General features: G+C 70.4%; 20 protein-coding genes. 16 read left to right on the forward strand and 4 right to left on the reverse strand.

Annotated features, from left to right (window positions below; translation table 11 throughout):
* Nucleotide 1 precedes the first annotated feature (1 nt).
* The 7 genes from ACIO3R_RS01670 (at nucleotide 2) to ACIO3R_RS01700 (ending at nucleotide 6080) form a co-directional block, all read left to right on the forward strand.
* The gene (locus ACIO3R_RS01670) at nucleotides 2–2776 is read left to right on the forward strand and encodes a hypothetical protein (RefSeq protein ID WP_402102203.1); all 2775 of its coding nucleotides are present in this window, start codon (nucleotides 2–4) and stop codon (nucleotides 2774–2776) included.
* Between the two features lie 2 nt (nucleotides 2777–2778).
* Nucleotides 2779–4002, forward strand: a complete 1224-nt coding sequence (locus ACIO3R_RS01675; protein ID WP_402102206.1) for a poly-gamma-glutamate hydrolase family protein — start codon at nucleotides 2779–2781, stop codon at nucleotides 4000–4002.
* Nucleotides 4003–4015: 13 nt separating this feature from the next.
* Entirely contained in the window at nucleotides 4016–4474 is a 459-nt protein-coding gene (locus ACIO3R_RS01680) for a hypothetical protein (RefSeq protein ID WP_402102209.1), read from the forward strand.
* Nucleotides 4475–4535: 61 nt separating this feature from the next.
* Nucleotides 4536–4739 carry a hypothetical protein gene (locus ACIO3R_RS01685; RefSeq protein WP_402102212.1) on the forward strand — a complete coding sequence of 68 codons (204 nt, stop codon included), beginning with the start codon at nucleotides 4536–4538 and terminating at the stop codon, nucleotides 4737–4739.
* Nucleotides 4740–4742: 3 nt separating this feature from the next.
* Nucleotides 4743–5588 (forward strand): N-acetylmuramoyl-L-alanine amidase, encoded by an 846-nt coding sequence (locus ACIO3R_RS01690; protein ID WP_402102215.1) that lies wholly within the window; start codon nucleotides 4743–4745, stop codon nucleotides 5586–5588.
* Between the two features lie 3 nt (nucleotides 5589–5591).
* Nucleotides 5592–5819 (forward strand): hypothetical protein, encoded by a 228-nt coding sequence (locus tag ACIO3R_RS01695; RefSeq protein WP_402102218.1) that lies wholly within the window; start codon nucleotides 5592–5594, stop codon nucleotides 5817–5819.
* Between the two features lie 3 nt (nucleotides 5820–5822).
* Nucleotides 5823–6080 (forward strand): hypothetical protein, encoded by a 258-nt coding sequence (locus ACIO3R_RS01700; RefSeq protein WP_402102221.1) that lies wholly within the window; start codon nucleotides 5823–5825, stop codon nucleotides 6078–6080.
* Nucleotides 6081–6098: 18 nt separating this feature from the next.
* Here ACIO3R_RS01700 and ACIO3R_RS01705 read toward each other — a convergent pair whose 3' ends face one another.
* Nucleotides 6099–6644 carry a flavoprotein gene (locus ACIO3R_RS01705; RefSeq protein ID WP_402102223.1) on the reverse strand — a complete coding sequence of 182 codons (546 nt, stop codon included), beginning with the start codon at nucleotides 6642–6644 and terminating at the stop codon, nucleotides 6099–6101.
* Nucleotides 6645–6776: 132 nt separating this feature from the next.
* Between ACIO3R_RS01705 and ACIO3R_RS01710 the strand changes: the two genes are divergently transcribed.
* Complete coding sequence (locus ACIO3R_RS01710) at nucleotides 6777–7955, forward strand: helix-turn-helix domain-containing protein (RefSeq protein ID WP_402102226.1); 1179 nt, start codon at nucleotides 6777–6779, stop codon at nucleotides 7953–7955.
* A gap of 303 nt (nucleotides 7956–8258) precedes the next feature.
* Nucleotides 8259–8522, forward strand: a complete 264-nt coding sequence (locus tag ACIO3R_RS01715; protein ID WP_402102229.1) for a hypothetical protein — start codon at nucleotides 8259–8261, stop codon at nucleotides 8520–8522.
* A gap of 217 nt (nucleotides 8523–8739) precedes the next feature.
* Here the strand turns inward: ACIO3R_RS01715 and ACIO3R_RS01720 are convergent, their stop codons facing one another.
* Nucleotides 8740–8964 carry a helix-turn-helix domain-containing protein gene (locus ACIO3R_RS01720; RefSeq protein WP_402102232.1) on the reverse strand — a complete coding sequence of 75 codons (225 nt, stop codon included), beginning with the start codon at nucleotides 8962–8964 and terminating at the stop codon, nucleotides 8740–8742.
* 709 nt (nucleotides 8965–9673) lie between these two features.
* On the opposite strand from ACIO3R_RS01720, the gene ACIO3R_RS01725 reads away from it, so the two are divergent.
* The 7 genes from ACIO3R_RS01725 to rhaS all read left to right on the forward strand — a co-directional run bounded on the left by ACIO3R_RS01725 (nucleotide 9674) and on the right by rhaS (nucleotide 16920).
* A complete protein-coding gene (locus ACIO3R_RS01725) occupies nucleotides 9674–10129 on the forward strand; it encodes a MarR family winged helix-turn-helix transcriptional regulator (RefSeq protein WP_385032303.1) in 456 nt (151 codons plus the stop codon).
* Nucleotides 10126–10986: an ABC transporter ATP-binding protein gene (locus ACIO3R_RS01730; RefSeq protein ID WP_385032300.1), complete on the forward strand. Its 861-nt coding sequence runs from the start codon at nucleotides 10126–10128 to the stop codon at nucleotides 10984–10986. Before ACIO3R_RS01725 ends, ACIO3R_RS01730 begins: the two co-directional genes overlap by 4 nt.
* On the forward strand, nucleotides 10946–11800 hold the full coding sequence (locus ACIO3R_RS01735; RefSeq protein ID WP_385032297.1) for an ABC transporter permease: 855 nt from the start codon (nucleotides 10946–10948) through the stop codon (nucleotides 11798–11800). The genes ACIO3R_RS01730 and ACIO3R_RS01735 overlap by 41 nt, the downstream gene beginning before the upstream one ends.
* Nucleotides 11801–12164: 364 nt before the next feature.
* Nucleotides 12165–13706 (forward strand): sugar ABC transporter ATP-binding protein, encoded by a 1542-nt coding sequence (locus ACIO3R_RS01740; RefSeq protein WP_402102237.1) that lies wholly within the window; start codon nucleotides 12165–12167, stop codon nucleotides 13704–13706.
* A complete protein-coding gene (locus ACIO3R_RS01745) occupies nucleotides 13703–14758 on the forward strand; it encodes an ABC transporter permease (RefSeq protein WP_363029739.1) in 1056 nt (351 codons plus the stop codon). Before ACIO3R_RS01740 ends, ACIO3R_RS01745 begins: the two co-directional genes overlap by 4 nt.
* Nucleotides 14742–15794: an ABC transporter permease gene (locus tag ACIO3R_RS01750; protein WP_402102240.1), complete on the forward strand. Its 1053-nt coding sequence runs from the start codon at nucleotides 14742–14744 to the stop codon at nucleotides 15792–15794. The genes ACIO3R_RS01745 and ACIO3R_RS01750 overlap by 17 nt, the downstream gene beginning before the upstream one ends.
* Nucleotides 15795–15834: 40 nt before the next feature.
* Nucleotides 15835–16920: a rhamnose ABC transporter substrate-binding protein gene (rhaS, locus tag ACIO3R_RS01755; RefSeq protein WP_385032286.1), complete on the forward strand. Its 1086-nt coding sequence runs from the start codon at nucleotides 15835–15837 to the stop codon at nucleotides 16918–16920.
* A 155-nt stretch (nucleotides 16921–17075) separates the two neighbouring features.
* On the opposite strand, the gene ACIO3R_RS01760 is transcribed toward rhaS, so the two are convergent.
* Nucleotides 17076–17570 carry a DUF1772 domain-containing protein gene (locus ACIO3R_RS01760; protein ID WP_402102244.1) on the reverse strand — a complete coding sequence of 165 codons (495 nt, stop codon included), beginning with the start codon at nucleotides 17568–17570 and terminating at the stop codon, nucleotides 17076–17078.
* Nucleotides 17571–17738: 168 nt separating this feature from the next.
* Complete coding sequence (locus ACIO3R_RS01765; protein ID WP_402102247.1) at nucleotides 17739–19328, reverse strand: VWA domain-containing protein; 1590 nt, start codon at nucleotides 19326–19328, stop codon at nucleotides 17739–17741.
* Nucleotides 19329–19377 lie beyond the last annotated feature (49 nt).

Consider the following 19377-nt stretch of genomic DNA (forward strand, 5'->3'; position numbering starts at 1 on the left):
CATGCCGAGCCTGCCGCCGCCGCGTACCACCGAGCTCTTCTACGATGGGGCGTGGCACGACATCAGCGGCGACATGCGGGAGTCGGACCCGGTCACGATCACGCGCGGCGTCACCGCGCTCGGGACCCGAGCCGACCCCACCGCGGCCACCGCCACGCTCGACAACCGGTCCGGGGACTACAGCCCCCGCAACCCGCTCTCCTCGCTCTACGGGACGATCGGCCGGAACACCCCGTGGCGGTTCTCCGTGGATGCGGGCGGGCCGCGCCTGGCCCTGCCCACCGGCACGTACTCCGTCTACACCCCAGACGCGCCCGCCCTGGACATCACCGGCGACATTGACGTCCGTATGGACCTGGCCCCTGACGTCTGGGATGATCCGCAGCTGCTCGCCGCACGGTGGGCAGCCTCCGGGAATCAGGGCTGGGCGTTGGAGCTCGGCCCTGATGGCCACCTGTTTTTCGTCTGGTCTCCGACGGGGTTTGCGGCTCAGCAGCGGTACGCGAAATCGACTGTGGTGGTGCCGGCCGCAGCCGGGCAGCGGGTCCGGGTACGGGCCACCCTCGATGTGGACAACGGCGCGTCCGGATGCACCGTGGTGTTCTACATAGCGTTCGGCCGCGGCGGCTGGGTGCGGCTCGGTAACCCCATCGTGATCTCTGGTGCAACGTCGCTGTTCAATGCAACGGCCCCCCTGTACATCGGGGACAACGTCATCTCGCAGACCCCCGACGGTTCGTCCGGGCTGCTCCATCTGCGCGGCTCCGTCTACGGATTGCAGGTGCGCTCTGGGATCGACGGGGTAATCAAGACCAACGTCGCACCAGAGGACCAGGCGGTCGCCGGGGCCGGCACGTTCACCGACGGGACTGGCCTTCTCTGGACGCTCACCGGTGTCGCGTCCCTGTCCAACCGGCATACCCGGATGGAGGGCGAAGTGCCGGCGTGGCCGCCGTCGCGGGACCTGTCCGGCGCGGACCGCACGGTGCGGATCGCCCCGGCGGGGATCATGCGTCGCCTCGGCTCCGGGACACGGCCGCTCGACAGTGCGCTGCGCCGGTTCATCATCGGCAATTCCCCGGTGGAGTGCTGGCCGCTCACCGACGGGGAGCAGGCTACCCAGGGCTCGTCCCTGCTCGGGTCGCCGCCGGCCGTCTCGATCGGGGAGCCCGCCCCGGAATGGGCCAAGGGCACGGTCGCGTCCTGGATCGAGCCGACGCTACTGTTCCCTGCGGGGGCCGGTACCCAGATCGAGGCCCGTCCGCGGGCGCAGGGCGCTACGGCCAGTTGGTCCGTGGACGTCGTCCGGTCCGGCCTGGGCGGGTTCGAGGCGCTGACCGTCATCGACAGCGGCCGCGGAACCGACGCAGATCCGTCCACCCTGTGGCAGCTCGTGATCCTGGCCGGGCTGGATCAGATCGCCGTCGTGCGTACTGTGCGCACGACTGATTCCTCCTCGGTGACGAACCTGGGCACGATCGCGGCGCCCGGTATCTTCGACTCCCAGCCGCACCACATCCGCCTGTCCACCGTGGTGGGTAGCAGCCTCACCGGGTGGACCGTCTACATCGACGGCGTGATAGCGGATGCGGGGGCCGAGGCCGGACTCGGCCGGCCGGTGCGGCTGATCGGGTACGCCTGCGATCTGGGCACCGACAACCCGTCTCCGGAGGTGTCCCTGGGCTACCTGACGTGCTGGGGTTCCGCCGCCCCCTCGGCGCAGGCGGTCACGGTGGCGCTGGCAGGTTTCCCGGGCGAGACCGCGGGCGCCCGCGCCCTGCGCCTCTCCGAGGAGAACGGGGTACCCATCACCCTGGCGGGCCTTGCCGGGACGTCGACCGAGCTGGGGACGCAGGAGCCGCAGCGGTATCTGGAGGCGCTCGACACGATCGCCGCCGCCGACCTCGGGATGATGCTGGAGCAGCGGGACGCGCTGGCCCTCGTCTACCGGACCCGCACCACCCTGTACAACCAGGTCCCGACGCTCGTCCTGGACTTCGCGGACGGGGAGATCTCGGACCCGTTCGCGCCGATCGACGACGACAAACTCACTGAGAACGACGTCACGGTGCGGCGGAAGGGCGGCGCTTCTGCCAACGCGGTGCGCACGGACGGACCACTGTCCGTGGACGCGATCGGCCGATACGACGTCGCCCCGGAAATTTCCCTCGCCACCGACGCGCAGACCACGCAGCAGGCGTGGTGGCGGATGTACGTCGGCACGTTCGACGGGCTGCGCTACACGAAGATCACCGTCGACCTGGGTAACGCCCGCGCCTACGCGCTCGTCAACGATGTGCTGGCCGTGGACGTCGGCGACAAGATCCGGCTGCGGAACCTGCCCGCGGACCAGCAGCCCGGCGACGTCGACCTGCTGGTCACCGGGTACGACGAGGAGGTGGGCGCCACCGCGTGGAAGGTCACGTTCACGTGCGTGCCCGGGGAGCCGTGGACGGTGGGCGTGGCCGAGGATCGAATCCTCGGGCGGGCCGACACCGCCGGGTCCGTACTGGGCTCGGCCCTCACATCCTCGGCCACGTCCCTTTCCGTGACGACGACCGCAGGACCCCGCTGGGTGAACACCGCTGAGCAGAGCCGCGAGTTCCCGTTCGACGTGACGTGCGGCGGCGAGGTCATGACCGTGACCGATGTGACGGGCCAGCTCGGCGACCGCTTCGAGCGGAGCGTCACCGGCGGGTGGGGCACGGCCACGTCCGGGCAGACCTGGACGACCACTGGCGGGTCCAGCTCCGACTACAGCGTTCAGGGGGGTTGACCATGGCGGATCTCTACGCCAACTACGGCGCCCTGGCCGCGGCCGAGGTGGAGGGCGTTGCGTACTCCCGGACCGCTGTCGCACCGGCCGGGGCCACGTGGTCGTCCATCGCGATCCACGGCGGCGGCATCGAGACCGGGTCCGGGGAGATGGCCCGCGAGGTCGCCCAGGCCGGTGCGAGGATGGCGTACTACGAATTCCAGGGCCTGAAAACGTCCGGGAATGGTGACCTGCACATCACCTCGACGAACTTCGACGAGCCGCTCGCGGTCGCCCTGGTCACCGCGACGAGACGCTGCCTGTCGTTCCACGGCTTCGTCGGCACCGACGGCGTGCCCGAGACCGCGCTCGGAGGCCTCGACACAGCACTCGTCGCATCCCTCACCGCCACCCTCACAGCGGCCGGATTCCGGGTCATCACGACGCCGTCAGAGATCGGAGGGACCGACCCGGCGAACATCTGCAACCGAACGTCGTCGGGCGCCGGCGTGCAGCTGGAGATGTCCCGAGCGCTGCGGGACTCCTTCTTCCCCGGGGCGAACACCAGAGCGATCCGTGACAGCGGGGCGCGCACCGAGGCGTTCTACCGGTACGCGGCCGCAGTCCGCGCCGCGTACCTCGGCCGCGGGCTGGTATCCCTCGGCAGCATCAACAGCAGCCGCTACTGTCTGCTGCCCGCCCCGGCCGCCGACGTCGACTTCACCGCATCGGTGTCGACGGACGCTCTGGCCGGCGGCGGCGGGCACTTCCCCTCGCTCGTCGCCCGGTACGCGGACGGCTCCAACATGTACCTGGCCCGGCTCGAATTCTCGACGACGCAGGCCGTGATCCTCACCCTTCGGAAACGAGTCGGGGGCACGGAAACCTTCCTGGTGCAGAACACGACCGGGCTCACCCACGCAGCCGGTCGCCGCTTCCGCATCCGGTTCCAGACGGCAGGGTCGACACTCCGGGGGAAGGCGTGGCAGGACGACAGCCCGGAGCCCGACGCCTGGCAGCTGGAAACCACCGACACCGATCTGACCGCGGCCGGGTCGCTGGGCATGCGGTCGATCCTGTCGTCGGCGAACACGAACACCCTGCCCGTGGTCGCGTCGTGGGGGGACTTCACCACCCTCGGCAACGTCCAGACGTTCGCGGTGACCCGATCCGTCAACGGCATCGTCAAGCCGCACGCAGCCCCCGCGCCGCTGTCCCTCGCCCACCCGATGCGCGCCGCGCTCTGAACGGAGGCACCCCATGCCGATCTACGCAGGGCAGACCGTCACGGCCCGGCAGCTCACCCGGCTCAGGCCCGAGCCCGTGACCGTCACCTCGACGAGCGATCTCACCGTGACGGGAACGACGACAGTCATCCCCGGGTGCGAGATCACCCTCGTCGTGGAGACCGCGGGCGCGCGCATCATCGCCGACGGTGCCGCGAACTTCCTGGTCGGCTCCACCGCCCTGTCGGCGAACGCCTTCTGCTCCGTCCAGCTCACCCTCGACGGAGCGACCGTGCCGGGCTTCGGCCGCTGGGGCGACGTCACGGCGGGCGCCCAGGGCACACCGTCACAGCAGTGGGACATCCCCAACCTGTCCGCCGGCACCCACACCCTGCGCCTCTGCGCCGCCCGCACCTCGGCCAGCACGGGCACCGTCACCGCGGTGTCCACGCACTGCCGACTCATGGCAGCGGTGTACGAACCGATCGTGTAACCCCTGATCCACCCCACGCCCCGAGCCACCAGGCCGGGGCTTCGTCATGTCTGGAGACCTGATGGCCGCGCCGATCCTGAAGTACTTCGATTTCGACCACCTGCCCGCGCACCTCCAGGCCGTCTCGAAGCCGTTCTTCGAGCTGGCCTACCGGCTGGATACCACGCTGCCACGGGACCCGGAGACGAGCGTGGCGCTCCGCAAGCTCCTCGAGTCCAAGGACGCCGCGGTCCGTGCCGCACTCGACCTGCCAGTGGAGGGCTGACCGATGGCCAACCCAATGCCGGCAGATTTTTTCCTGAAGGCGCTCCTGGCCGAAGGGCTGACTGTCGTACAGGAGGGGAGCTGGCGGGAGCACAACCGGAACCACAAGGGCGCCTGGGGCCCGGTCAACGGGGTGGTGATCCACCACACCGTGACCGAGGGGACGGCCGCCACTGTGCGGATTGTCCGCGACGGGTACGCGGACCTGCCGGGCCCGCTGTGTCACGGGATGATCGCGAAGGATGGGCGGGTCTACCTCGTCGGCTACGGCCGCACCAACCACGCGGGCCTCGGCGACGGCGACGTCCTGGCCGCCGTCATCGCCGAGCGCCCGCTGCCCGCCGACAACGAGGCGAACACCGACGGGAACCGGCACTTCTTCGGGTTCGAGTGCGAGAACCTCGGCGACGGCAAGGACCCCTGGCCCGCCGTCCAGCTGGACTCGATCGAGCGGGCGGCCGCCGCGATCTGCCGCTACTACGGCTGGGGCGCCGCCTCGGTCATCGGCCACCTCGAGTGGCAGCCCGGCAAGGTCGACCCGCGCGGCTTCACGATGGCCGGCATGCGGGCCCGGATCGAAACCCGGCTCGCCCACCCCGCGAGCTGGAACAGCTCACCCAAGGAGGACGACATGACCCCTGCCCAGGAAGCCCTGCTGCACCAGATCGCGGCCGACGTCGCCGAGCTGAAGAAGAACGCGGCGAAGTCGCCCTGGACCTACCGCAACGAGGCCCAGGACGCGGCCTCGCTGGAGGCCACGGGCAAGCGGATACCCGACATGCACGGCCGGGTCGAGGCCGTACAGAGGGACCTCACCGTGGCCCTCGCGATCCTGAAGAAGGGGGCCTGACCCGTGAACGCGAAGCTCTTGCTGGACATGGGCGAGCGTGCAGCCTGGACGGGCGCTCAGGCCGCCGTCGGCCTGGTCGCGGTGGAGGTGGCAGACCTGCCGGTGTGGTGGGCGGCGCCGGCCGCGCTGGTCCTGGCCGCCGGGAAGGGCTGGGTGGCTGGGCGCCTTGGCCGGAAGGGCACCGCGTCCACACTGCCCGCGGCCGCTGACCCGGCGTCGCGGGTGGTGTAGCCGGTGACGCCGCAGGACCCGGGGGTGTACATCCCCCCGACGCAGATGTATCAGGAGCTGAGATCCCTGAGCGACGGCCTGACCCGCGTGGAGACGAAGATCGACGGCATCCTCAGCGAGACGCGGGACATCCGCACTGACCTCGGCGACCATGAGCAGCGGCTCCGAACACTCGAACGTGCGCGGTGGCCGCTGCCGACGATCGGTGTGCTGGCCGGGGTTGCTGGCACTGCTACTGGGGTCCTTGCCCTGCTCCGCTGAACACGCCCCCTGTCCCGGCTACGGCCGGGGCAGGGGGCGTTGTCGTGCGTCGTCAACCACGTCCAGGGCGCGATGCCACGGATAGGGGTGGCGTTCGCCCGGCTGATTCGGCTCGAACCCACCAGGGCCATACAGCACCGTGACCCCCATTCCTCGCAGCTCAGCCACGCTCCGGTCGAGCGCGCAATGCTGCGCGTAGGCAGCGTTCACACAGGGCATCGCGATAAGCGGAATTTTCTTCCCGATCGCCTCGGCCGCGAAGCCAACGACAAACGTGCTCGTGAGCCCCAGCGCCCACGAGTTGATCGAGTTGAACGTGGCCGGGGCGAACAGCGCCACGTCTGCGCGAGGCCACGCATCAGACGCTGTCGGCGCCTTGTACTCGGACCGCACCGGGTGCCCAGTCAACTGCTCCAGCCCCGCCAACTGAGGACCCAGCCAGCGCGCAGCCGACGGAGTGAGGCCCAGGCACACGTCGTAACCGCGCGCCTGGGCGTCCTCGATCACTGAGGCGATCTCCAGGACGGGCGGTGCGGCAGATCCGAGTAGGTAGAGAGTCGTCATGCCGCCATCCCACCCGTCGAGCCCCGGACATGCAACCGCCCCCGGATCGGATGGAATCGGGGGCAATGCAGGATCCAGCGCACGACCGCGCGGGTACCGTTCCAGATGACGAGTCAGGAACGAGGTACCAGTATGCCCACACCGAACGACGGCCGCACGGGTGCCCGCATCAGAGAGCAGCGAAAACTCGCACATCTCAGCCAGAGAGAACTGGCCGCGCGCATCCCGTACTCCTACAGCCTGCTCAACCAGGTGGAGTGCGGAGCCCGCCCGGCCAGCGATGCCTTCGTGACCGCGGTTGCCACAGCCTTGGGTATTGACCCGTCTCGCCTCCAAGGACCGCTCCACGCGACCGACATGCAGCACGGGCGCCTCGTCACCCTGGTACGCCCTATCCGCGAGGCCCTCGACCTGTACGACCTCGACCCCGAGCCCATGACGGACCGGCCAGTCGGGGAGCTCGTGGCCGACGCGGACCGTATCTGCCAGCAGGTCCGGGCCACGCACCTGCGGGCGGCTGCTCGCGAGCTGCCCGCGGTCATCTCCGCGCTGACGCGAGCCGCCCGAACTGCGCCGACTACGTCAACGTGGCAGGCCCTCGCATCCACGTACCGCACGGCCCACGACATCGCGCTCAAGACAGGATTCCCTGACCTTGCCGTCGTTGCCCTGGACAGGATGGGCTGGGCAGCTGAGCGCGCTTCCGACCCGTGCCTGGCTGCGATTCGCCAGTACAAGCGCGCGCTCGGCCACGCCCAGTCAGGGCAGGATCTGGGACGCCGGCTGGTCGACGCCGGCCATGCTCTTGTTGCTGGCGAGTCCTCGCGGGAAGCGCTCGCAGTCGCCGGGCAGCTGCACCTCGGCGCGTCCGCGGTGGCTGCCCGAGCAGGAAACGGTGACGCCGTCGCGCAGCACATCACCGCCGCCCGCGACCTGGCCCGCCGTGTCGGCGGCGAGGCCCGGGAGGTGCACTGGCTGTCCTTCGGCCAGATGAATGTGTCCCTGCACGAGATGGGCGCCGCGATCACCATGCGGCAGTACGACGACGCGCTGCGGCAAGCACGCACGATGAAACTCCCGGCAGTCACACTGACGTCACGGCGCGCCCGGTTCCTCGTCGACCGCGCAATGGTTGAGATGGAGACTGGGCACACGGATGCCGCTCTGCGCCACCTCGTTGAGGCTCGGCGGGCAGCACCGGAGCAAACCCGCTACCACCCCCGCACCTGCGAGACTGTGACCGGGCTGCTCCACTCGGCGCGCCGCACCCCAGACAGTCTCGGTCACATGGCTGCCTGGATCGGCCTGTAGATCTACTCACACGCTCACAGAACTGTGAGCGTTGCGCGCCGCGCCACCCGGCACGCTCGTCGTACCAGACCGCCGACGAGCCGGGGACGCCATGACCATGAGGGCATTACCACCAGTCGCAGACCTGACGGAGCAGCAGCAGCGGGGTTGCTGCTGCGTCTGGTGTTGGCACCCCCTCGCGGCCGGGCTGGACGTCGACCTGGGTGAGCAGCGCGCCCGGCCGAACCGCGGTGCCGCGTACTCCTGGTTCCCCCGGGCCTGCGCAGACACCGCAGCGTGCACCGCGCGAGCCGAGGCGGGCCGGTGAGCCCCCGGTCCGTGATCCGCCACGCGGACTGGGCGATCGGTGTCGACCGAGAGCCCGGCGCCTCAAGCCCGATGTACGAAACGCAGTGCACCACGTGCCGCGAGTCCTCGACAGTCACCGAGGACCGAATCTCCCCGGAGGACTGGGCGCTGCGCCACACCGGCCGACACCCGAACCACCGCGGCTACCGCGCACTCGCCACGTACTTCCTGCGCGTCACCCCCGCCCCCGGCAACCCACTCCACGACGAGAAGTCATGATGGCGCCGATCTACACACCGCCGCCCGCGGTCCCCATCCCGGGCCACTGCTGGGCAGAGCACCCTGACGGCGCCGGCCGCTGCACCCTGCCGCCCAACCATGAGGGGCCGCACTACAACCCCTACATGCGCCCATCGTGGGACCGGCCCGGGACCGAGTGGCCCCGCTGAACTCCCGCCCGCACCCGAGGCCGGCGCCGGCCGGGGTGCGGGCAGGCCTACTCCCGCACGAGGTCGGCGAGCGGCACGCCGATGGCGTCGGCGATGCGGATGAGGTTGTCGAGCAGTGGGGAAGCGTGGCCCTGCTCGATGCGGTTGTACGACGCCAGCCCGAGGCCGGCGCCCTGCGCGGTCTGCTCCTGGGAGAGGTTCGCGTGGAGTCGTGCGGTGCGGATGTGTTCGCCGATGGCCCGTCGTCTGGCGTGGACGCGGTCGGGCGGCATGGGCTGGTGGTGCACCCGCCAACGCTCGCCCGCTCATGATCGTTTGTCTTTAGGGTTGACCCTAAAACGGTTGATCATGGAGTGTTTGGGTACGGCACCGATACCTGCACCGCCGCAGGCACCCTCGCGCGAGGTTGGCCGATCCGCCCAGATGGCGGAGCGACGGCGCAGAACCGCCCCGAGCCCCCACCGTGGGGTTCGGGGCGGACGCCACTTCCCCGCCAATCTTGCTCCGGAAATAGACCAAGCGCCTTTCCCTAGATTGGCCAGACGCCACCTGCGAAAACGCAGGTCAGCACATCGCTAAACCTCGCACACCTTCTAAGCGCTTGGCCGCAGGTTCGAGTCCTGCCGGGGGCGCTTCAGCCCAGCCGATGCCGGGCCCTCCTTCGGGAGGGCCTTTTTGCTGGTCGGAGGGACGTTAGCGGGCACGGCGTAGTGACGGCGTAAGGCTGGACGGACTCCCTGACGAGGAGGGCGACAGCCCGTCCGGGTGCGGTTGCCCGCGAGTCCTGACGGGTATTTCTCCCTGGAGCTCTCCCGGACCGGGCACAGCCCGCGCGGTCCGCCGCACAGCCCACCACGACCCCGTACAGCCCCCGCACGGCCCCGGACCGCGGGGCCACGGCGGCGGGGGCGTGAAGTCGGCGACCGGTTCGCGGGCGGGAAAACAACGACATTAGCTCGCATACAGAGCTAAAATGAACGGGTGAAGGCGAGCGATCTCTCTGATGAGCTCGCCGGACTTCTGCCCCGCATCCAGCGGCTCGCCCGGCGCAGACTGTGGAACGGCTTGTCCGCTCCCCGGCTGCGCGGGGCGCACGCCGAACTGCTGCGGCTGGTGGCCACCGAGCCCGGCGTGCGGGTCTCGGCGGCCGCACGGAGCCTCTGTCTCGCGGCCAACTCGGCCAGCACGCTGGTGAGCCACCTGGTCGCGGAGGGACTCCTGCGGCGGGAGAAGGACCCCGGAGACGGGCGGGCCGCCCTGCTGTACCCCACCCCCGCGGGGGTGGAGAAGCTGCGCGAGTGGCACGCCCGCCGCGAGGCGCTCTTCCGCCGGCACCTGGCCGGACTCGACGCCGACGACCGCACGGCACTCGCCGCCGCGCTCCCGGCCCTGCGCAGACTCGCCGCGTCGCTGCGCGAGGAGGATGAGACCGAGTGACCACAGAAACCGCGCCCGCTGTCCGCTGCACCGCGCTGACCTACAGCTTCGGCGGCTCGAAGGCCGTCGACGGCCTCGACCTGCTGGTCCGGCCCGGAGAGGTGTTCGGGCTCCTCGGCCCCAACGGCGCGGGCAAGACCACCACCATGCGCGCCATCACCACCCTGCTGCCCGTGCCGACCGGGGTCGTCGAGGTGTTCGGCCATGACGCGGCCCGGCAGCGGATGGCGGTGCGGCGCCTGCTCGGTTACGTACCGCAGCAGTTGTCGGCCGACGCGGGGCTCACCGGACTGGAGAACGTCCAGCTCTTCGCCCGGGTGTACGACGTGCCCCGCCGTGAGCGCGCGGCACGGGTCGCCCAGGCCCTGGACGCCGTCGGCCTCTGCGATGTCGCGCGCCGGCTCGCCGCCACGTACTCCGGCGGCATGGTGCGCCGCCTCGAACTGGCGCAGGCCCTGGTCAGCGCCCCTCGCCTGCTGATCCTGGACGAGCCGACGATCGGCCTGGACCCGATCGCCCGGGACAGCGTCTGGGACCGGATCAACGAGATCCGGACCGGCACCGGGATGACCGTGCTGGTGACCACGCACTCCATGGACGAGGCCGACCGCCGCTGCGACCGGCTCGCCCTGATGCACCTCGGCAGACTCCGCGCGCTCGGCACCCCCACCGAGCTCAAGGACGAACTGGTCGCCCACCGCCGGGAATCCGGCGAACCCACCTCCCCGCCGCCGTCCCTGGAGGACGTCTTCCGGTACCACTCCGGAAGCGGACTGGACGACCCCGGGTCCGAGGAAGAGAAGGGAGCGTTCAACGATGTCCGCCGCACCCGCAGCACCGCGACCCGCCGCGGCTGAGCCCGATCCGCGCTACGCCCTGCTGCTCACCCCGCCACCGCCCCGCACCGGCTGGCAGGTCGTGCCGGCCCGGATCGGCGCGATGTGCGCCGTCGAGCTGCAGAAGCTGCTGCACGACCGCACCGAGATCTACACCCGCGCCGTTCAGCCGGCACTCTGGCTACTGATCTTCGGCACGACGTTCTCCCGTATCCACGCCATCCCCACCGGCGGCGTCCCCTATCTCGACTTCCTCGCGCCCGGGATCATCGCCCAGTCGGCCATGTTCATCGCGATCTTCTACGGCATCATGATCATCTGGGAGCGCGACTCCGGCGTCCTGACCAAACTCATGGTCACGCCGACCCCCCGGTCGGCCCTCGTGACGGGCAAGGCGTTCGCCGCCGGGGTGAAGGCCGTGATCCAGGCCGTCGTCGTCATCGTGATCGCCGCCCTGCTCGGCGTCGGGATGAGCTGGAACCCGCTGCACCTGCTCGGCGTGGTCGTGGTGGTCGTGCTCGCCTCCGCGTTCTTCTCGTGCCTGTCGATGTCGATCGCCGGGATCGTCCTCACCCGCGACCGGCTGATGGGTATCGGGCAGGCGATCACCATGCCGCTGTTCTTCGCCTCCAACGCGCTCTACCCGGTCGCCCTGATGCCCGGCTGGCTCCAGGCGATCAGCAAGGTGAACCCGTTGAGCTACCAGGTCGACGCCCTGCGCGGCCTGCTCATCGGCACGCCGTCCCATCTCGGCCTGGACTTCGGGGTACTGGCCTTCGCCGCCGCGGTCGGCATCGTGGCCGCCGGCTCCCTGCTCGGCCGGCTCGCCCGCTGAGGGCGACGCCCCCGCGCAAGCCCCCGCGCGAGGCCCTCGCAAGACCCCGCGTCAGCCCCCGTACCGCTCCCGCGGCAGCGGCACGGGGGCTCTGTGCCGGTGCGGCAGCCACGTATGTGAATCGATTCACCACGACGGAAAAGAACTGGCCCGTCAAGGTGCCGTCGGGGACTCATACCCACGCGACCCGTCTGCATCCATTTTCCCTTCACACCTCCCTTCAACCTCAGCAAATTCCCGCTACCCACCCATTGACTACGCCTGCAATCCCCGTCTAGCTTCCGAGGAGCCCGATTGAAACCTTTCACGACGTGTGGGTCCCTACGGCCTTCCGCCGGCTCGGTCCACCGCTCAGGAGCCCCTCATGAACAAGTCCGCCAAGGGCCCGGACTCGGCCCCGGAGCCGGTCCCGGTTCTGGCGCTGAAGGGTGTGAGCAAATCCTTCGGTGCCGTACGGGCCTTGCAGGACGTATCCCTCGAACTCTTCCCCGGTGAGGCGCACGCACTCGCCGGGGAGAACGGCGCGGGAAAGTCCACCCTCATCAAGGCGCTCGCCGGGGTGCACCGACCTGACAACGGTGTCGTACTGCTCGACGGGAAGCCCGTCGACTTCCACGGCCCGGCCGCCGCCCGCGATGCCGGTATCGCCGTCATCTACCAGGAGCCGACGCTCTTCCCCGATCTGTCGATCGCCGAGAACATCTTCATGGGGCGCCAGCCCCGGCGTTCGTTCGGCCGGATCGACCGCGGGGCCGTGCACGACACGACCGCGGGACTGATGCGCAGGCTCGGGGTGGACCTGGCCCCCGACCGGCCGGCCCGCGGGCTCTCCATCGCCGACCAGCAGATCGTCGAGATCGCCAAGGCGCTGTCCTTCGAGGCCCGCGTCCTGATCATGGACGAGCCGACCGCCGCGCTCACCGGCAGCGAGACGGCCCGGCTGTTCTCCGTCGTACGGGCGCTGCGCGCCGAGGGTGCGGCCGTGCTGTTCATCTCGCACCGGCTGGACGAGATCTTCGAGCTGTGCCAGCGCGTCACCACCCTCCGCGACGGCCGGTGGATCTCCTCCGAGCCGCTGGACGGGCTCACCGAGGACGGCCTCGTGCGGCTCATGGTCGGCCGCGACCTCGACGACCTCTACCCGAAGCAGGACGCCGCCGTCGGCGAAGTCGCCCTCTCCGTGAGCCGGCTGACCCGGGAGGGCGTCTTCCACGACGTGTCGTTCGAGGTGCGCCGGGGCGAGATCGTCGCGCTGGCCGGGCTCGTCGGGGCCGGCCGTACCGAGGTGGCCCAGGCCGTCTTCGGCGTCGACCGCGCCGACGCGGGCGAGGTGCGGGTGAACGGCACCGCGCTGCGCCCCGGTTCGCCCACCGCCGCGATGGCCGCAGGGCTCGCCCTCGTACCCGAGGACCGCAGGCAGCGCGGGCTCGTCATGGAGATGTCGATCGAGCGCAACATCGGCCTCACCGGGCTCGGCGAGGTACGCCGCGGCGGACTGGTCAGCCGGGCCCTGGAGCACGACCGGGCCGCCGACTGGGCGCTGCGCCTCCAGCTCAAGTACAACCGGCTGGCCGACACCGTCGGGGTCCTGTCCGGCGGCAACCAGCAGAAGGTCGTGCTGGCCAAGTGGCTGGCCACCGAACCCTCCGTACTCATCGTCGACGAGCCCACCCGCGGCATCGACGTCGGCACCAAGGCCGAGGTCCACCGGCTGCTCTCCGCACTGGCCGCGGAAGGGCTCGCCGTGCTGATGATCTCCTCCGACCTGCCCGAGGTGATCGGCATGGCCGACCGGGTGCTCGTCATGCACGAGGGCCGGCTCGTCGCCGAACTCCCGCGCACGCGAGCCACCGAGGAGACGGTCATGGCGGCGGCGACCGGACTCGGCGAAAGGAAAGCGGCATGACCACCACCGTCGCAAGCCCGCCGGACAGCGGCCCCGAGGCGCCGGCGCGCAGCGCGGCCTCGCTCGTGGACACGGTCTTCCGGGCCCGCGAGATCTCCATCGCCGGGGCGCTGGTCCTGCTGATCCTCGGCACCTATCTGGCCAATCCGCGTTTCCTCTCCGACCAGGGCATCAAGGACCTGCTCCTCAACTCCTCGATCCTGGTGCTGCTCGCGGTCGGCCAGTCGGCCGTCGTCATCACCCGCAACATCGACCTGTCGGTCGGCTCAGTCGTCGGGCTCTCCGCCTTCGCCTGCGGCAAGTTCGTGGCCGGCACCGATCACGGCGTGCTCACCGTCATGCTGCTGGGCATCGCCATCGGGGTGGTGTGCGGGCTCGTCTCCGGCGCGCTCGTCAGCTTCGGCAAGGTGCCGGCGCTCGTCGTGACGCTCGGCATGCTCTACATCATCCAGGGCGTCGACTACTGGTGGGCGCAGGGCGACCAGATCGGCGCGGCCGAGGTCCCCGACCAGATCCTCGGGCTCGGCAGCGGGAGCCTCCTGGGCGTGCCCTACCTGCCGCTGATCACCGTGGTGCTGCTCGCCGCGACCGCGTACTTCCTGCGCAGCTACCGCTCGGGGCGCGAGCTGTACGCGATCGGGTCGAGCCCGGAGGCCGCCGTGCTCGCCGGGGTGCCGATCCGGCGCCGCATCCTGGCCGCGTACGCCTTCTCGGGGGCCGTCGCCGGTTTCGCCGGCACGCTGTGGCTCGCCCGGTTCGGCACGGTCGTCGCGGACAACGCGCACGGCTGGGAGCTGACCGTCGTGAGCGCCGTCGTCGTCGGCGGTGTCGCCATCACCGGCGGCACGGGAACGGTCTGGGGCGCCGCACTGGGCGCCCTGCTGCTCACCACCATCGGCAGCGTGCTGGTGGTCCTGAAGGTCGACTCGTTCTGGCAGGGCGCCATCACCGGCGCGCTGCTGCTCCTGGCCATCAGCATCGACCGGATCGTGAACCTGCGGATGACCGCCGCACTGAGGAAGAGGAGCGCCCGGCATGGCAATGGCGCCTGAGACCGAGAAGGCGGTGCCCGCACCCCCGCGGGGGCCCGTGAGGACGAAGGGTTCGCTGCGCGGCCTGGCACTGCGCTGGGACACCGCGGTCGGGGCGCTCCTGGTGGCGGTCGTCGTGGCCGGACTCGGCACCACCGACGGCTTCGGCTCGGGCGAGAACCTCGCGTTCGCCTTCAACGACATCGCCGAAGTCGCCCTCATCGCCCTGCCGATGACGCTTCTGGTGGTCGCCGGACAGGTCGACCTGTCGGTCGCCTCGATGCTGGGCCTGGGCAGTGCGCTGACCGGTGCGCTGTGGGACGCGGGGTGGGCGTTCGAGACGATCGTGCCCGTGGTGCTGCTGGTGGGCGTCGCCGGCGGGCTGCTCAACGGCTGGCTGGTCACCAGGGTCGGGCTGCCGTCGCTGGCCGTCACCATCGGCACCCTGGCGCTCTACCGGGGCCTGGCCTCGGTGGCGCTCGGCAGCGACGCGGTGACCGACTTCCCGCAGACGTACTCCGACTGGGCCGTCGACACGACCACCGTGCCCGGCACCTTCCTCACGTACCCCGTCCTGCTGTTCATCGTGCTCGCCGTGATCACCGCGATCGTGCTGCACGCGACCGGCCTGGGGCGTTCCCTGTTCGCGATCGGGGCGCAGGAGGAGGCCGCGTACTTCGCGGGCATCCGGGTCAAGCGGATCAAGCTGCTGCTGTTCGTCGTCACCGGGCTGTTCTCCGCCTTCGCGGGGATCGTCTTCACCCTCCGCTACGGAAGTGCCCGCGCCGACAACGGACTCGGCTTCGAAATGCTCGTCATCGCCTCCGTACTGCTCGGCGGCATCGACTTCGACGGCGGAAAGGGCACGCTCTTCGGCGCGGTCGCCGGGGTGCTGCTCATCGGCATCCTGAAGAACCTGCTGACCCTCAACGACGTCGCCAACGAGGTGCAGGTCATCGTGACCGGTCTGCTGCTCGTGGCGTCCGTCCTCACCCCACGCGTCATCGCGGCCGTGGTCGAACGACGGCACCGGCGCGCCGCCGGCGCCCGCCCGTAACTCTTCCCGTCCCACCCTCCTCGAAAGGCACACCGCCGCCATGATGCTCCGCAATGCCGCTGGGCGCCGCGCCGTCGCCACCGCCGCCACCGCGCTCTCGCTCGTCCTCGCCCTCAGCGCCTGTTCCGGCACCACGAAGGACAGTTCCGACAAGGAGTCCACGAAGGCCGGGGCCACGGCGAAGGCCGATCCGGGCGCGGCGCTGAAGAAGGGGCTGAAGCTCGCCTTCCTGCCCAAGCAGATCAACAACCCGTACGAGAAGATCGTCGACGACGCGGGGATCGAGGCGGCCAAGGAGTACGGCGGTACGGGCAAGGAGGTCGGCCCGTCCGACGCCAGCGCCTCGTCCCAGGTCAGCTACATCAACACGCTGATCCAGCAGCGCCAGGACGCGATCCTGGTCGCCGCCAACGACCCGAACGCGGTGTGCGGCCCGCTGAAGCAGGCCATGAAGAAGAACATCAAGGTCGTGGCGTACGACTCCGACACCGCGAAGGAGTGCCGCCAGCTCTTCATCAACCAGGCGAGCTCCGAGGAGATCGGCCGCAGCCTGGTGCAGCACCTCGGTGAGCAGATCGGCTACAAGGGCAGGATCGCGATCCTCTCGGCCACTCAGAACGCGACGAACCAGAACACCTGGATCGACTTCATGAAGGACGAGCTGAAGCTGCCCAAGTACCAGGACATGAAGCTGGTGAAGGTGGCGTACGGGGACGACGCGGACCAGAAGTCGTTCCAGCAGACCCAGGGCCTGATGCAGGCCTACCCCGACCTGAAGGGCATCATCTCGCCCACCACGGTCGGCATCGCGGCCGCCGCCCGCTACCTGAGCGACTCCTCGTACAAGGGCAAGGTCGTGCTGAACGGCCTGGGCACGCCGAACCAGATGCGCAAGTACGTCAAGGACGACACCGTCGAGCAGTTCTCGCTGTGGAACCCGGAGGAGCTCGGATACCTCGGTTCGTACGCCGCTGCGGCGCTGGCGTCCGGTCAGATCACCGGCGCGGAGGGCGAGAAGTTCAAGGCGGGCAAGCTCGGCGAGTACACGATCGGCAAGGACGGCGAGGTCATCCTCGGCAAGCCGACCGTGTTCGACAAGAAGAACATCGACAAGTTCGACTTCTGATCCCCCGGCGTCACTGCACCCACCGGAGAACCTGACGGACTTCTTCGAGCAGCCGGAGGCGGCGGACGACGCGATGGTGCCGCTCACCGAGGTGTTCCACCTGGCGTGAGGCACGGCGGTCAGGCCCGGATTCCCAGGGGACCGGGCCTGACCGGCTAGTTCGCGGCGACGGTCAGCAGGACGAAGGCGGCGAGCGAGAGCGCGGTCCGGGCCTGGTGGAGGATGTTCCAGCGGGCCTCGAACGCGGTACGGGCCGCGCTGTCGCCACCCTCGCCTTCGCCCTCGCGCGCTGTCGTCCCTGACTCCTCCGACGGTGATTCCGCCGCGGCGAGCGCCTTGTTGAGCGGGATGTTGCCCGCGATCGTGACCAGGTGCGAGCCGATGGCGCAGACGAGCGCGGCGGCCAGGTACGGCCGGCCCCATACGTCCTTCTCGGCGAAGAGCGCGACGGCCGGGAAGACGATCACGCCGAGGAAGACGACCAGGAACACGGGCCCGGGGACCTTCTCGTTGAGGCGCCGCATCGCGGCCGTGAAGTCGCCGTCGGGCAGGACCGCGAGGCCGGGCATGATCGCGATCAGGAACATCAGCAGGAAGCCCGCGTAGAGACCGGTCGTGATCACGGCGAGAGCGAGAGACAGGGAGGCCATGGGCTCATCATGGCGTAGCGGACCCGGCCGCACAGCCCGATTTCGTACTGCTGTGCGACCAAAGGGTCGCTGCTGTGCGGCCGACGAGCCGCTGCTGTGCGAGCGAAGAGCCGCTGCTGTACGAGCGAAGAGGCGCTGCGGCCCCGTCCTCTGTGCGGGCGGCCGGGGTCAGTCCATCTCGCCCTCTCCCGTGCCCGTTCCGGTGTCCTCGTGGCCGCCCTTGAGCCGGACCGCGCGGCCGATCGCGGTGGCCAGTCTCGCCACCGAGTCGTCCTCCGTCGCGGCGGCCAGCGCCTTGGCCCTGGAGGCGAGTTCACCGAGTCCGGGCGCGCCCGGGAGCCCGCCGCCGCGCAGGGTGTCGGCGAAGTAGGCGGCCACCGCCGTCACCTGGAGCCGGGTGCTGTCGCCGCCCCAGAGCCTCCCCTCGATCGCCCCGGTCCCCACCGACCCCGTCTCCTCGTGCGCGGACCGGGACTTGGGGTCGAGCCAGCGCACCGTCGCGGTGGCCACCTGGCCCGAGGCGCCGTCCCGCAGACGCACGGCGTAGAGCGCCGTCACCGTGTGCCCCGGGCCGATCTCGCCGCCGTCCACCCGGTCGTCGCGGAAGTCCTCGTCGGCGACCTCGCGGTCCTCGTAGCCGATCAGCCGGAACTTCTCGACGGTCTTCCGGTCGAAGGCCACCTGCGCCTTGGCGTCGCGCGCCGTCAGTTCGAGGTGCGCGGGCAACTGGTCGACGAAGACCTTGCGGGCCTGCTCCTCGTCCGCGATGTACGTGGTGTGGCCGTCGCCCTTGTCGGTGAGCCGCTCCATCAGCGCGTCGCCGTAGTCGCTGCCGACGCCGACCCCGAAGAGGGTGATGCCGTACTCGCGGCGGGCGGAGCCGATCCGTTCGAGGATGGCGTCGGCGTCGGTCTCCCCGGTGTTGGCGAGTGCGTCGGAGAGCAGGACGACCCGGTTGTTGGCGCCCTTGCGGTGGCCGTCCACCGCCTCCTCGTAGCCGCGCCGGACGCCTGCCTCCACATTGGTGGAGTCGGTGGCTTCCATCGAGTCGACGGCGTCGTGGACCCTTCCGCGGTGGTCCCGCAGCCGGGTCATCGGCAGCACGGTCTCCGCCTCGTCGCTGAAGGTGACCAGGGAGACCGAGTCGTCGTCGCGCAGTTCGTCGGTGAGGATGCCGAGCGAGGTCTTCACCAGGCCGAGCCGGTCCGGCGAGGCCATCGAGCCGGAGATGTCGACGACGAAGGTGAGGGCGGCGGGCGGCCGTTCGGCGCCGCTCGGCGCGGCCCTGGTCGCCAGGCCGACCCGTACCAGCGACCAGTCGCCGCCCTCGGCGCCGGCCCGTGCCCCGTCGACGGAGACCGTGAAGCCGTTGCCCTTCGGGCGCCGGTAGCCCTGGCGGAAGCTGTTGACGAACTCCTCCGGCCGTACGGTCTCCGGTTCCGGCAGCCTGCCGTCGGTGAGCGTGCGGCGCGCGTATCCGTAGGACGCGGTGTCGACGTCCAGGGCGAAGGTGGACAGGTAGTCGGGCGGTGCGGACTCCCTCAGCCCGTCCGCCCTGTGCGCACCATCCTTGGAACCGTTCTTCGCACCGTTCTCGGCGGCTCCGCCGGTGGCGGCCGGTGCGGGCGCGGGCGCGCCCCGGCGGTCCGCGGTGGAACTCTTGCTGCCGGCCCCCTCGCCCGAGCAGCCCGTGAGCAGCACCCCGCCCGCCAGGAGCAGCCCCAGCGCGCCCCGGTACATCCGTGTCCGGCGTTCCATCCCGTACCCCCCACGTCGTCGTGTCCCACGTGTGGATGTGACGTGCGAG

Source organism: Streptomyces sp. NPDC087428 (assembly GCF_044744085.1).
Taxonomy (GTDB): domain Bacteria; phylum Actinomycetota; class Actinomycetes; order Streptomycetales; family Streptomycetaceae; genus Streptomyces.